The 14,559-nt window shown below is 39.3% G+C and carries 11 protein-coding genes; 6 read left to right on the forward strand and 5 right to left on the reverse strand.

Annotated features, from left to right (window positions below; genetic code table 11):
* Positions 1-553, reverse strand: a 553-nt coding sequence (locus FJ366_03530) for a hypothetical protein (protein MBM3894635.1), incomplete at its 3' end; no start/stop codon positions are given.
* 523 nt (positions 554-1,076) lie between these two features.
* A complete protein-coding gene (locus tag FJ366_03535) occupies positions 1,077-2,231 on the reverse strand; it encodes a Fic family protein (protein ID MBM3894636.1) in 1,155 nt (384 codons plus the stop codon).
* Positions 2,232-2,454: 223 nt separating this feature from the next.
* Here FJ366_03535 and FJ366_03540 point away from each other — a divergent pair, with 223 nt between their 5' ends.
* A complete protein-coding gene (locus FJ366_03540) occupies positions 2,455-3,810 on the forward strand; it encodes a hypothetical protein (protein ID MBM3894637.1) in 1,356 nt (451 codons plus the stop codon).
* Between the two features lie 12 nt (positions 3,811-3,822).
* Here the strand turns inward: FJ366_03540 and FJ366_03545 are convergent, their stop codons facing one another.
* Both FJ366_03545 and secA read right to left on the reverse strand, forming a co-directional pair.
* Complete coding sequence (locus tag FJ366_03545; GenBank protein MBM3894638.1) at positions 3,823-4,506, reverse strand: hypothetical protein; 684 nt, start codon at positions 4,504-4,506, stop codon at positions 3,823-3,825.
* A 69-nt stretch (positions 4,507-4,575) separates the two neighbouring features.
* On the reverse strand, positions 4,576-7,092 hold the full coding sequence (gene secA / locus FJ366_03550; protein ID MBM3894639.1) for a preprotein translocase subunit SecA: 2,517 nt from the start codon (positions 7,090-7,092) through the stop codon (positions 4,576-4,578).
* A 210-nt stretch (positions 7,093-7,302) separates the two neighbouring features.
* Here secA and FJ366_03555 point away from each other — a divergent pair, with 210 nt between their 5' ends.
* From FJ366_03555 to FJ366_03575, 5 genes are all read left to right on the forward strand, one after another.
* Positions 7,303-8,757, forward strand: a complete 1,455-nt coding sequence (locus FJ366_03555; protein ID MBM3894640.1) for a F0F1 ATP synthase subunit beta — start codon at positions 7,303-7,305, stop codon at positions 8,755-8,757.
* Entirely contained in the window at positions 8,723-9,016 is a 294-nt protein-coding gene (locus FJ366_03560) for a hypothetical protein (GenBank protein MBM3894641.1), read from the forward strand. The genes FJ366_03555 and FJ366_03560 overlap by 35 nt, the downstream gene beginning before the upstream one ends.
* Positions 9,017-10,150 carry a hypothetical protein gene (locus FJ366_03565; GenBank protein MBM3894642.1) on the forward strand — a complete coding sequence of 378 codons (1,134 nt, stop codon included), beginning with the start codon at positions 9,017-9,019 and terminating at the stop codon, positions 10,148-10,150.
* Between the two features lie 73 nt (positions 10,151-10,223).
* Positions 10,224-12,077 (forward strand): alpha/beta fold hydrolase, encoded by a 1,854-nt coding sequence (locus FJ366_03570; protein ID MBM3894643.1) that lies wholly within the window; start codon positions 10,224-10,226, stop codon positions 12,075-12,077.
* Between the two features lie 3 nt (positions 12,078-12,080).
* The gene (locus FJ366_03575; GenBank protein ID MBM3894644.1) at positions 12,081-12,719 is read left to right on the forward strand and encodes an alanyl-tRNA editing protein; all 639 of its coding nucleotides are present in this window, start codon (positions 12,081-12,083) and stop codon (positions 12,717-12,719) included.
* A gap of 41 nt (positions 12,720-12,760) precedes the next feature.
* On the opposite strand, the gene FJ366_03580 is transcribed toward FJ366_03575, so the two are convergent.
* On the reverse strand, positions 12,761-13,855 hold the full coding sequence (locus tag FJ366_03580) for a hypothetical protein (GenBank protein ID MBM3894645.1): 1,095 nt from the start codon (positions 13,853-13,855) through the stop codon (positions 12,761-12,763).
* Positions 13,856-14,559 lie beyond the last annotated feature (704 nt).

The raw sequence follows: 14,559 nt of genomic DNA on the forward strand, positions 1-14,559 counted from the left end.
GTCCCACACCCAGCTCCGCAGCAGTTCTTCCTGCAACAGCTGCCGTTACCTGCTGAGCCGTTGTTGCATTATTCAGCCCAAAAACCAATAATTCTGCTTTTCTTGGCGCTGGCAATGCTCCATTAATCAGAGTTACTGTTGCTGCTGGAGCAAGCCCCATAATCATTATAATTTTTTCATTCGTTAAACTTTGCAGTCCCACACCCAGCTCCGCAGCAGTTCTTCCTGCAACAGCTGCCGTTACCTGCTGAGCAGTTGTTGCATTATTCAGCCCAAAAACCAACAATTCTGCTTTTCTTGCCGCTGGCAATGCTCCATTAATCAAAGTTACTGTTGCAGCTGGAGCAAGCCCCATAATCATTGTAATTTTTTCATTCGTCAGACGCTGCAGTCCCGCACCCAACTCCGCAGGTGTTCTTCCCGCAACAGCTGCCGTTACCTGCTGAGCTGTTGTTGCACTATTTAAACTTACTTCAATATTAATTGTGGGCAAAATTATCCCAACAAGAAAACCGTAGGTTAACAATACGGTTAAATTTAATTTTTTTATCATAGATAAATACTCTTCTTTTTATGCGAAAAAGCTGTTGAGCAGAGTAAGCTTAAAACCCAGAAAAGTTCTATATCTTATGAAAAATCAATTTAAATTCTTTGAACACGTAGTATGCATAGAGCCTATCCGCCTCAACTAAACGCTGAATACATGATTTTCTAGACACAAAAAACTGAAAAACTCACCCAAGGCCCTGAACAAGTTTTTTAAGTATTTCTGCACCATGTGATACCCCTCTATCATTTGAATAACCGACCTCCAAGAGGTGGATGTGGCTCCATCGTATGTTGCTACGATTTTTTTAGATTATTGGCCGGATCAAGCATCGCCAGCGCTCAATGCCCCAGAAGTTAAATAAGAACATCGTTCTTATCGTAATAATGAAGCGTTTGAACCGTTACATCGGCCAGTTCTGCAAGTTCTTTAACATACCATTGAGACATCGTCTTTCCTTCCTCAATTTTTACCATAAGGCCTATAGTTGGTAGAGGGTCAAGAGGGTTTTGTAAAGAGTTGGAAAAATTTAGCGCAATGGCTCTGTTCCCACAGAAAGCAAGCCAAGGTACTGGCGATACACATAGACCTGATCACGCTTTTTTCCTGTAATTTCATGTAAAATGCCAAGCTTCTTTAAATGCTCAATCGCGACGCGCAATGTTGGAGGTGTGAGCTGAAGTTGATCTCCCAAAACAGAAACAGAAACCTGTGGCAATTTTTGTAAAAATTCAAAAACTTTAATAACCGAAAATCGTACCCTACCAAGCTTTTCTATCGCTTTACGATCTCGCTCAAACAATTCGTTAACATCTTTTACCGTCTCTAAGCCCTGACGCGCAGATACCGCAACGCCCTCAAGAAAAAATTCCAGCCACCCTTCCCAGTCACCCTTCAAGCGCACATCTTGCAAAAGATCATAATATTCTCGTCGATGCTCTTTGAGGTAAAAGCTCAAATACAACACAGGTGCAGTTATCACTCCATCCGCACAAAGCAACAAAGTAATCAACAAGCGGCCCAATCGCCCATTGCCATCCAAAAAAGGATGAATCGTCTCAAACTGCACATGCGCAAGCCCCGCTTTAATAAGCACTGGAAAGGTATCGGTATGCAAAAATTTTTCAAAATCAGACAGACAATCAAGCATTTCTGCTGGAGGTGGCGGTACAAACCGCGCATTTCCCGGCCGCGAACCACCAATCCAGTTCTGTGAACGCCGAAATTCTCCCGGCAACTTACCAGAGCCCCTCGAGCCCGAAAGCAAAATTGCATGAATTTCTCGCAATAGCCGCAAAGATAACGGAAACCCATTTTTCATACGTTCAAGCCCATGCTGAGTAGCTTTAACATAATTTGAAACCTCTTCCACATCTTCAAAAGCAATATCGCTTTTTTGATCAGCCTCAAATAACATTAAATCTGCCAGCGAGCTCTGCGTTCCTTCGATTTGTGACGAAAGAAGAGCCTCTTTTCGAACATACATGTATAAAAAAAGCGACATGTTGGGAATAGCATGAACGACACTATTAAGCTCAGCTAACGCGCGAGTAGCCAAATCTAAAACAGGTAAAAGCCGCTGAACGTCCACCGCGGGATCAGGAGGTAACGACTGCGGAACAAAAGCCTTGAACGATTCTATCGAATTTTTTTGAACAACATAAGTTCCAAAACGCTTGTTCATAACAACTCACACAATTGAAAAAATAAACACCTATCTTTACTTAGTATGGCGCGCAAAGTAAAAATAAACACCCATCTTTTCTTTGCGCAAGATATAAAGAAAAAATAACCATCAAAAAAGTCAAAAAACTATGTATTCTCCAAATTTGTACATATAAAAAATAATCAAAATTATCTTGATATAATAATTAAAGAATCCACACTATACAGACAAGAACACCGCTATGCTCAAAAAAAATCTCTTTGTTTTTTTATTTTTTTGCTCACTTTGCAATACCTTTGCAAGAATTTCGTATTATCAAGAAGAAAATACTAGCGCTACATCAACCATTCTAACTTTAACCAAAGAGGAAGAGGTGCTCTGGAAAAAAGAACCCTGCAGTGGTGAGCTAGAGAAATCAACAGCTCCATCAATCCTTAAGCTCAAAAAGCTTTTACAAGAAAAAACACCGGCTGATTTGCAATTTTTATTATCAAGCACCAATGAAATTATTACTCTTTCATTCATCCCAACACAAGAAGGGAATCCTATTTTAAATATCAAGGGCCCATGGAAGACTTGCCCAAAATGGTTAACAACAACACTTTCAAGCACTGCAGATTTATTTGAAAAAAAACCAACTCTCGGGCTCTTCTCTAAAATTGGACTTACACTTACCTCTGCATACGCTCTATCTCGCTGGCATATTTCAAAATCTACAGGCGAGAAAGAACTTGAATTATCGAGTGAATTCAAAATATATGACACAGTAAAGAAAACTGATTATTTTTTATTACTTTTTATACACGGGTATCTTGGCCACAACAAGAACACAATCGATTATATTTCTGAAATGTTTGAGCATCTTTATTCTGAAATATTCAACAACCATACTTATTTTTTATATTCGCCTGCCATGAAGACATCCAGAAGGTATGCTTCATTTGCCCAGAGATGGGATCAAGCTCAAGCCTTACAACAATTAAAAGCAATGATTGAACTCAAGAAGAAACACAACAAGCCATTTATTGTCATGGGATCTTCAAACGGAGCATCAACGCTGCTTTCCATTATTTGTCAAAATAAAGATATTGCCAGAGAAGTAGATGCCGTCATCCTTGCGGCACCGTTCGCAGATATTGGAAAAATCAGCGTGGAAAAGTTTTTTCCACCAGCGAAGTATTTTCCACACTCTGATACCGCTACAAAACGAATCATTCAGGCGACTATTGCACCAAATTACTCCTGCTCAGAACCATCACCGCTTGAACTCGCATCCTCATGTGAACCATCAAATCCATCACTCCCTATTATTTTTCTCACCGCAACAGATGATGAAATGATCCCATGGCAGCACACTGAATTGCTCTCAAATGCTTTAAAAGGGTCTGGATTTAGCAATGTGCACCCACTCTTTGTTGATCAGGGAGGCCACAACATACAAATTAAACTCGGATCCTTCGTCCAATCATATACCGATGGATCTAGCAGCAAACCCTTCGATGAACAGCACAATGCAGCAGCTAGCAAAATCCGCCAGATTATCACAGATGTTATTAACAGACATAAAAGCAAAGATGTTGTTTCGGAAAATATTTAAATCAGAAAAAACTCAACCAAGGCCCAGGACAAGATTTTTAAGCTTTTCGGCTCCTTCGTTCACAGGTGTTTGCGATGTATCAATCTCTAACTGATACGATATTCCATCGTTTTCAACATTCAAATAATGACTGCGCGCATGTCCTTTTGGAGATGTTCCCCGAGCAATTTCACGAGCCTCTAAGGTTTCTATCGGTGCTGAAACCTTAACCCAATACACAGAAAGCCCCGCCAGCTCTTGCTGTAAATCACTTGTCCACTCTTTTTTATAAGGAATATAGTCCATAATGACGTTGCAACCAGATTTTGCATACTCAGCAATAGCAGAATTCATACCATATGCAACTCGATCCCCCTGATCACCAGTCAAAAGAGTTATTACCTGATTGCCTGCATCATCTGATGTATTGGTTACCCATCGGATTGGATTCTCTTTTTGCCATTCTGCCATATTTTCAAGATCTATATCCGGCATTGGAGCATCAAACAACGTATCAATCCCAAGTTTAATCCAAAGATTAGGCATCATCATTTTTTGAAATTTTTTCTGCAATGAAGTTTTGCCTGCAGCAGAAGGCCCATTGAGAATAATAATTGAGCCACATTTTCTTGAAAGAATTTGATTTTTTCTAAAAAAAATCCATCCAATCCCCATCAAAAAAACTACAATAAAAAGCATTATAAAATTTTTTTGCATACAAATTTTCCTCTACACATAAAAATATGGCCCGCGATTTTTATCACGGGCCATATCTAAAACAATCAGCTATTTTTTTGCTCGACGCGCCTTGCGATTTCCCGCGGCTGCGTTTCCAGCATTTTCTTTGCCTGCTTTTTCTGCATCACCATCTTCGGATGGACCGCTCATGCTAATTTGCTCGAGCTCTTCTTCGCGAGCTCTACGCAAGTTATCGATCGCCTCGTCCGAAACAGCTGATGAATCAATCTTAAAGACGGCTTGAACAACCCGCTCTTTGATCTCGATCATCATACGCTCAAAGGCATAAAATGACTCTCGTTTGTATTCAATAAGTGGATCGCGCTGCGCATAGCCTCTAAAATTAATCCCATCTTTAATCTGATCAAGATTGTTCAAATGAGTTCGCCATGCATAATCAATCGTTTCAAGCAAAATCCAACGTTCAATATTTGCAACAACATCTGCAGAAAGCTTTGATCGAATTTGTAAGAAATAATTCCACAATGCATCAACAACTTTTCTTTCAAGCTCTGCTACAAATAATGGTAATTCAAGTCCCGTGAAAAATGATTCTTCAAGCCCTGTATGCCCTACAAGCAGATGTGTAATTTGCGATAATTCTTCTGACGAAATTTTACCACGAGCAGCAACCTGCTGAACCACATATGAAACAGAGTCCTGTAAAAACTCTAAGATAATTTCGTTAGAGCCTTCGATTGATTCTAAAATCTCACGACGATATTGATAAATGATTTTTCTTTGCTGATTCATTACGTCATCGTACTCAAGAACATGCTTGCGACGATCGAAGTTTTTTTGCTCAAGGGCATGTTGCGCTTGCGCAATACTGCTACTTACCAAACCACCTTCAATACGTTCACCCGGCTCAAGGCCTGCGCGCTCCATAACATTTTTCATCCGATCGCCAGAGTGGTGTCGAATAAAATCATCTTCCAGCGAAATGTAAAATTTGCTCGAACCTGGATCACCTTGACGACCAGAACGACCACGAAGCTGATTATCAATACGACGAGATTCATGTCGCTCGGTACCAATGACTCGCAAACCACCAAGCTCTACAACACCTTCTCCAAGTTTAATATCAGTACCACGCCCAGCCATATTGGTTGCAATCGTAATGCGACTTTTTTCACCAGCATGTTTTACAATTTCCGCTTCTCGCGCATGTTGTTTTGCGTTAAGCACTTCATGAGGAATGCCAATCTGACGCAACAAATGAGAAATCAATTCTGAAACCTCAATCGAAACCGTACCCACAAGCACAGGCTGCTGACGCTTATAACTTTCTACGATATCTTCGATAATTGCTTTGTATTTGTCTTCTCGCAACAACACAACAACGTCGTCTTCATCAGACCTGATCATTGGGCGATTGGTTGGAATCTCAACAACGCCAAGTTTATAAATTTTGTGAAACTCGGCTGCTTCTGTTTGCGCGGTACCCGTCATGCCAGAAAGCTTTTTGTACATTCTAAAGTAATTTTGCAGAGTAATTGTTGCTAATGTTTGGCTTTCACGCTCGATCTCAACACCCTCTTTGGCTTCAAGCGCCTGATGAAGACCATCGCTATACCTACGACCATCCAAAATACGACCAGTAAACTCATCAACAATCATTACTTGTCCATCTTGAACAACATAATCAACATCACGCTTAAAAATCACATTTGCCTTGAGAGCTTGTGTTAAGTGATGCAAAAGCAAAACGTTTTCTGCTGCGTACAAGTTTGACACGCGAAGCGCTAATTCAAGCTTATCAATTCCCGGCTCTAAGATATTTACATGACGATCTTTTTCATCAACCTCATAGTCAACACCTTTTTTAAGACGCTTAACCGCAGAATCAGCCTGTTCGTACATCTTGCTACTTTTTTCAGCAGTCCCTGAAATAATCAATGGCGTACGAGCTTCATCGATCAAAATCGAGTCGACCTCGTCAACGATCGCAAATTCAGGATTTCTTTGCACAAAATTTGCAATATCAAATTTCATGTTATCGCGAAGATAATCAAAACCAAACTCATTGTTGGTTCCATAGGTAATATCTGCAGCGTATGCTTTACGTCGCTCAGAATCATTCATGTTATTTTGAATAATCCCAACGGAAAGACCCAAAAACTCATACAACGGACGATTAAGTTCAGCATCTCGACGAACCAAATAATCGTTAACCGTAACAAGATGAGAGCCTTTTCCCGCAAGGGCATTTAAATACAATGGCAATGTTGCAACAAGCGTTTTACCTTCACCGGTTTTCATCTCAGCAATCTTGCCTTCGTGCAAGACCATTCCACCAATCAACTGAACATCGTAATGACGCATCCCAAGAACTCTACGACTCGCTTCTCTGGCAACCGCAAAGGCTTCCACTAAGATGTCGTCCAGAGTTTCTCCACTTTCCAACCGTGCTCGAAACTCAAAAGTTTTTTCTTTTAACTGCTCATCTGAAAGCGCTTGAATAACTGGTTCAAGATTATTAATCGCAGTTACCTTTGATGAAAGCCTTTTAAGCTCTCTATCATTTTTTGTGCCAAATATAACGGCCAATAATCGTGCTATCATAAATCTCTTCCTCTACGAAGATGATTAGCACCACGTGCTTAATCAATCAACATCAATATTTGTTACCATACGCAGTATTGTACCAGAAAAGTAGTTTCTTTTGAAAAAAAACACCTCAACCACAAATTGTCAATTAAAGAACCATTTACAATAAATCAACTTATTTTTAATCTCAGTCAATATGAACAACACAATAGCAAGGTTTTTTGAATGATTAGCCCCGCGTCTTTAAAAACTGAACTCCCTCTTTCCGCTGAATTTGGTTTTATTTTAAGAATCAACGGAACTATCGTTGATATCCAATGCACGACCGACCACCTTCCTCCAATCAACACGCTTATTTTTACCAACATGACAATTCCAGGACAGGCTGACACAAAAAAAGTACACTTTGAAGTTGCCCAACACATTAGTGACGGTATTATTCGCTGCATAGCACTTGAACCACTTACCGCTGTCTCACGAAAAATGCCAGTATTTTCAACCAATACAACGATTACAGCACCAGTAGGATCAAATACACTCGGACGTGTTTTTGATGTACTTGGACGACCAATTGACGGAAAAGGCGATATCGATTCAACAACTCCTCGTCACTCGATTTATAAAAATCCACCCGAACTCACTGAGCAAAAAATTCAATCAGAGCTTCTTGAAACAGGTATAAAAATTATCGATCTGCTATGTCCGTACATTAAAGGTTCAAAAATTGGTCTTTTTGGTGGAGCTGGAGTTGGTAAAACAGTTTTAGTGCAAGAACTCATTCGCAACGTTGCAATCGAGCACAGTGGCCGCTCTGTTTTTGTTGGGATTGGAGAACGAACGCGTGAAGGAAACGAACTGTGGCTTGAAATGACGGCCAATAAAGTTCTTGATAACACCGCATTTGTTTTTGGACAAATGGGTGATATGCCCGGAGCTCGTCTCCGCGTTGGATTTACCGGACTTACCATGGCCGAATACTTCAGAGATGTTGAAAAGCGCGACACGCTTCTTTTTATCGACAACATCTTCAGATACATTCAAGCAGGATCAGAAGTCTCTGCGTTGCTTGGTCGAATGCCATCATCTGTCGGATATCAACCAACACTGGCAACAGAAATGGGAGCACTGCAAGAACGAATCACCAGTACCCACTCGGGATCAATCACCTCTATTCAAGCGGTATACGTACCCGCCGATGACTACACCGATCCCGCCCCAGCAACAACATTTCAACATCTTGATGCTGCAACTGTTCTTTCTCGAAAAATTGCTCAAGCTGGTAGATATCCAGCAATCGATCCACTAGAATCATTTTCAAACGGATTACGCCCAGAAATTGTTGGCCACAGACACTACACAATCGCACAAACAATTCAACACACATTACAAAAATATAAAGAGCTCCAAGACATTATCGCCATCTTGGGTTTTGATGAACTTTCAGAATCAGATAAAATCACCGTCAGCCGCGCAAAAAAGATCGAAAACTTTCTTACTCAACCGCTGTTTGTTGGAGCTCAGTACATTAACATCCCTGGAAGGTTTGTAAGAAAAGACACCACCGTGGATAATTTTGAACAAATCGTTACAGGTCAATGCGATCACATGCCAGATCAGTCGTTTTACATGAAGGGAACTCTTAACGATGTCTACGAGCACCTCAAAATCAACATCAAATAATTTAATCACCATTCAAATCCTGACTGAAGCAGGAGAGCAAACGATTAATGCCCTCTGGATAGAAATCAGCTCTCCAAATGGATTTTTTTCTGTAGGCAAAGGCCACATTCCAACAATATCTTTGCTAAAAATCGGTGGTATTTTAACCTACTCAAAAATAGAGGGAACCGTTGAAACACTTGCAGTTCCAGGAGGGATGGCAATAATTCAAAACGATCTGGTAAAACTTATCTTATACAAACCAATAAGCGAATATTAAATGCGCGCATTTTTATTAACAATTCCCGTTATCGCTATCCTGTTCCTTTTCACAGTTACCATGACTCCGAAAAAAGAACCTGCAACAACTCTTTCGTCACGCAAAAAAATACATGCTAATCTTTCTCAAAAATTATCCCATATGCCTGACGACGATTTACAAAAAGCCCTCTCTCTGCAGCTTGCTGAAGAAAGCCGAGGATCAGGTGTTGTCGCAGGGAAAATCAGCCTTGCAGGACAGCCAATTTTTGTAAAAAAAATACGAATAACAGACACTGAAATGCTTGAGAAAAATCAGTTCTCAACAGCTAATCACTTTAATCTTCCTCTTCATTACTACAGACCCAAATATACCGGATTTGGGGTTTGGCGAGAGTTATATTGTTGTCAAAAGGCAACCGAATGGGTTCTTTCTAACAAATGCGTATCTTTTCCACTCTTATACCACTTCAGAATCCTAAAAAAAGAAAAACGTTTTTATCATTCTATCGACTGGGCAGAAAACGATAGTCCAGAAATTAATTCTTTTTTAAACGAACATCAGAATGCGACCCACGAACTTGTCTTATTTTTTGAATATATTCCAAAAACGCTTGAAGAATGGCTGATTGAAGAAATTAAAACAAAAACAGAAGATGAATTTGGCAATGCCATTCAATTGGTTCTTAAAAAACTTCATGCTCTTGCAAGCTTTTTAAGAAATGAAGGCTTAATTCACATCGATCCGCACGTTCAAAATATCCTTGTTCAAGAAGATGATCTTTTTATCACGGATTTTGGACTTGCAGCCATGAATGATTTTGATCTAACACCCACAGAGAAATACTACATTTTAAATAATATCTATTTTACGGAACGAGCACTTACAACCTACTTATACAAAGAACTTTTAAACTACTATTTTTTTGATCCCAAAAGCCAAAAAGCTCACCGTTATGATGGCACAGCCGCAAGCAATAATACTTCCGATTTCTTTGTAAAAAACTACAAAACCGCAGAAGTTTTTATACAAGAAATGAAAAAAAAAGAAGAAGACCCCTTGCGACTCTTTCCGCTCGACGAAACGATGGACAATCTTATAAAAAATGCTCCAAACGAATGTCCTTACCAAGACGAAATTAATGACGAATCCTAAAAACAAATTGCCTCAAAGAAAAAACCACCCTAAACTCAACATAATTTTTTAACTACGATTTTTTGAAAAACAGATGAAAAGAATCACTTTTCTTGCAAGCATTGCTCTTATTCTTCTTTTTTTTGCATCACAATATTTTATGGTCTTTTCTGGGCCCAAAAATGAACCCGATGCAAAAGAAGCAGTTGCTCTTGATTTTCTTTCATTTCAAAAAATTGTACACCACCATCAACTTCGCGAAAAAACATTTATAGCTCGGGATAAAACAGCATTATTTTATCGCTTTATACCAAGCAACCACCCAACAGAAACACTCATCATTTTCTTACATGGCTCGAGCTACCATGGGAGATACCTGGTTCCCCTGGGCCTAAAACTTCATGAACACGCTCATATTTGCATCCCAGATATTCGTGGTCACGGAAAATCCGGCCCTCACGGCACCTGCTCATACATTGGACAGCTCGAAGACGACTTAGCAGATTTAATTACACATATTTCAAGTACCCATCCTTACAAAAAAATTATTTTAGTTGGTCATTCTAGCGGTGGAGGCCTTGCTATTAGATTTACCGCAGGAAAGCATAAGAATCTTGCCCATTCAACGATTTTACTTACCCCTGCGATCATCACTGCCCCAACAATGAAAACTCCTGGCGCTAGAGCTTGGGCAAAGGTTAACAAAATAAAACTGCTAGAATTAGTAGCCTGCAATGCGATGGGAATCACACGATTCAACAAGTCAGTTGTTGTAACGTTTAATAAACCAAAAAAACAGTGTGATGGGACAGAAGTGCTTGCGTATGACTACAATCTAGCAAGTTCTATGCATCCTAGAATTCCCTACAAAAAAGACCTAACTCAAGCCGCCAATAAATGCATAATTTTTGTTGGAAAAAACGACGAAATTAATAATCCATGGGCATTTAAAGAACTATTTCCTCAAGAAAAAATTCAACTACTAGAGAATACCGGACACCTTGATATTATTAACAACATGAACGTCATTGAGGAAATAAAAAAACAAGCTATGAACACAAAATCATCTTTTACAGAGCATTACATCACAACGCGAATGGGACACAAACTCTGGACCCAAGTATCTAGCTCTGGAAAAACGCCAATACTATTAATCCACGGAGGGCCTGGCGGCACATCCACAATGCTCAAGCCTGTCATAGATGAGTTAATAAAAAATGATTTCAAGGTAATTACATATCATCAATTAGACTCAGCAAAATCAGACGCCCCTAACAATCCCAAGTTTTGGACGATTAAACATTTTACTCGGGATCTTGAAGACATTTGCCAAGCGCTTAAATTAAATAATTTTTATATTTTTGGGTACTCGTGGGGGGTTGTGCTCGCAATCGAATATGCTCTTAAACATCAAGAAAAACTACAAGGCATGATTCTCTCGAATTTCACGGCGAGCTCAAAATCATTTGAAGAATACTTACAAAAATTACGCTCAAGGCTTTCGCCTAAAGCTCAAAAAATTCTTTTGGATTGTGAAGCAAATAACCAAGTCGGCGAAACCGAATGGCAAAAAATAATGGCTAACGATTTTATGAAAAAGCACTTTTGTATTTTGCAAAAATGGCCGAATGAATTTGACAGCTTTATGAAAGAATTAAACTGGAATGTATGCATGCACTTTTTCGGTAAAAATGATTTTCATATTACAGGTACAGCCAAAGACTGGGATCGATGGAAAGATCTTGAAAAAATAAATACCCCAACACTAGTTCTAGGCGGACGATACGATCAATGCTCACCCGAAGACGCCAAAAAGATGTCTCAATTACTTAAACAAGGGGCTGTGTACATTTGCTCTCACGCAAGCCACCTTCCATTCTATGAGCAGCCAATAGCTTATTTTAATGCGCTTACTTCATTTTTAAAAAACACACAAAAGGACCGCTAATTTATGCAAAAAACATTTTGGGAAGACCCCTACAAACAAACGCTTATTACAAGAATAATTTCTGTTAACGGCAACGAAGTTTTACCAGAAAAAACAATTGCTTTTTCGTTTTCTGGAGGACAAGAGAGCGACAAGGCATGGTTTAACAACCTTGAAGTTGTTTCAAGCAGAATGGCCGATGGGCTTATTTTTTACACTTTACCAGAAAATCACGGACTAAATGCTGGTGATACTATTGAAATGAAAATCGACTGGCACCGCCGTCATAGACTTATGCGCCTGCATTTTACCGCAGAACTTATCCTTGAAATTGTCATTCAGTCTCTTGGCCTAGAAAAAGTTGGTGCTCATATTTCTGAGTCAAAAGCGCGAATTGACTTTAAATCTGACTCTAATATTTCAGAACACTTCAATGATATTTTACAGCGATACAACGAGATTATTCACCAAAATCTGCCGATATCAAAAGGTTGGCTCGATGAGGCAACTCAACGCCGTTACTGGAAAATAGATCGCTTTGCCCAAGTTCCCTGTGGAGGAACCCACGTAAACACAACCGGAGAGGTTGGATACGTAACACTTAAACGTGACAGGCCCGGCAAAGGGATCGAACGAATTGAAATTCGCTTAATTAATGCATAAAAAGAGCTGCCTTTTTACAGCAGCTCAAAAAAACGCGCAATTTAAGCACATGAAAGCTCATCAACATCCGCCATGCGAACAATATTAAGTTCACCAAAGTCGCCAAAGGCATCATCTTCATCGGCACTCAACATATACATCAAATTTGATAGACCTACCCGTGCGTTAAATGAACATTCATCTTTATTTTTATGAAAGAAATACAACGGATTTCCACCACCAAATTGTGGTCGCTCAAGATCCATAAAAGTTAAATGTGGCATACCCTTTTCATCGCACCATAAGGCAAAATTGTGTTTTTGGGGAGAAAAATCCCAAAGCCCACACTCAGTAACAACTTCAAAAAAATTATTAAGTAATTGTTTGTAGGGATCTTGATTTTCAGACGTTTCATCTTCGATAAATCTACAGTACGCAGCTTTCATCAAACCAAAACACTCTGCATGTTTGTTTTCATCAAAAACAACTCTTTCTGCTACAACAAAAATACTTTCATCATTCAAGGGAGCATTTTCATACCCTGGAAAAATAAATAGACGTTTTTTTGGCGCATGAACAGCTGTGTATCCTTTTTCAGCGATAACGCTTGCCACTTCTTCTGAATACAAAAGACGACTGACCTCCTGCAACGGAAACTCAATTTGACTCACCATGGAACTTTGATCAGAAAAGGTGAACATTCCACTAGAATCGTAAAAACCGAGGCGATAAGAATTTTTAGCTCTCATCTTGATAATAAACCCTGGAAACAAATCAAACAAAAACGCTACCGTTTCTGGCCATTCACTTGAAGGGTTTGGCAGAAGATGACCACCAAAAAAGGTCAAAGCATCAATAAATTTTTTCTGCCAGTCAAAGTAAATAGCTTGCATTTCACGGTATGAAAACTGTGCTGAGTAATCAAAATAAGGTCGCTGCTTTAAAACTTCTGACATCACGGGATGCAAGACAAGATCACGCAAAAACTGATTAAGCGCAGGATTATCACTTGCGATGTTTTTTTCTTGTTTAATTCGCAATGCTTCATCCGAAATTGCCCAGTTACAAATATATTCGTACGCTTGCTTATCTTCTTCACAAACAAACTCTACAGCACACAGCTGAAATGACAATAACGCTATCAACAAAAATTTCATAGAAAATTCTCTCGCCGAAAAAACTCGTAACGCAAAAAAGCACCACAATATCTCAGCTAGAATAACTCCGTGACGAAGTATAATTAAAGAAAATTAAAATCTCACACAAAAAAAGCTTACTTTAAAACGAAAAGCTGCGCGGACTTTATCAATCCACGCAGCAAACTCAAAAAATACTCTGCTTAAAATCTCTTTTTTCAGAATCAAGTTCTATACATCAGCCAAAAGCATTTTCGCTAAATTCTCCACACCCGCCCGAGCACTAGAGGCAACTTCGGCTGTGTTTTTATGGAAAAAATACAAAGGGTTACCGCCCCCAAAAGCAGGTCGCTCAAGATCGAGCAGTACTATCGTTGGGTTTTTATTTTCATCACACGATAAAATAAAATTACATGAACGCAATGAAAAATCCCAAAGCCCACAGTTTTTTACAACATCAAGAAAATTAGCCAGCAATAATTCATAAGAATTGGATCGGTCAAAACCCTGATTCAAAATAAATGAAAGCATCGCTTTTTTTAATAACCCTAACAGTTCTTTTTGCTCGTCAGAACTATAAACAAATCGATCTTGAACAACAAATAAAGATTCATCATTCAATAACTCATCTTCAGATCCAGGAAAGATAAACAATAATGTGGTTGGAACAACAATATTTGAGTAACCTTTTTCTATAGCATATGATTGGACTTCTGAAGCACACA

The sequence above is a fragment of the Candidatus Dependentiae bacterium genome (genome assembly GCA_016871815.1).
Classification (GTDB): domain Bacteria; phylum Babelota; class Babeliae; order Babelales.

Excerpts from the sequence above, each read along its gene's own strand:
- FJ366_03565 (MBM3894642.1), top strand. The coding sequence starts at position 9,017 with ATGCGCGCATTTTTATTAACAATTCCCGTTATCGCTATCCTGTTCCTT.
- FJ366_03535 (MBM3894636.1), bottom strand. The coding sequence starts at position 2,231 with ATGAACAAGCGTTTTGGAACTTATGTTGTTCAAAAAAATTCGATAGAA.
- secA (MBM3894639.1), bottom strand. The coding sequence starts at position 7,092 with ATGATAGCACGATTATTGGCCGTTATATTTGGCACAAAAAATGATAGA.
- FJ366_03540 (MBM3894637.1), top strand. The coding sequence starts at position 2,455 with ATGCTCAAAAAAAATCTCTTTGTTTTTTTATTTTTTTGCTCACTTTGC.
- FJ366_03560 (MBM3894641.1), top strand. The coding sequence starts at position 8,723 with ATGTCTACGAGCACCTCAAAATCAACATCAAATAATTTAATCACCATT.
- FJ366_03545 (MBM3894638.1), bottom strand. The coding sequence starts at position 4,506 with ATGCAAAAAAATTTTATAATGCTTTTTATTGTAGTTTTTTTGATGGGG.
- FJ366_03555 (MBM3894640.1), top strand. The coding sequence starts at position 7,303 with ATGATTAGCCCCGCGTCTTTAAAAACTGAACTCCCTCTTTCCGCTGAA.
- FJ366_03580 (MBM3894645.1), bottom strand. The coding sequence starts at position 13,855 with ATGAAATTTTTGTTGATAGCGTTATTGTCATTTCAGCTGTGTGCTGTA.
- FJ366_03575 (MBM3894644.1), top strand. The coding sequence starts at position 12,081 with ATGCAAAAAACATTTTGGGAAGACCCCTACAAACAAACGCTTATTACA.
- FJ366_03570 (MBM3894643.1), top strand. The coding sequence starts at position 10,224 with ATGAAAAGAATCACTTTTCTTGCAAGCATTGCTCTTATTCTTCTTTTT.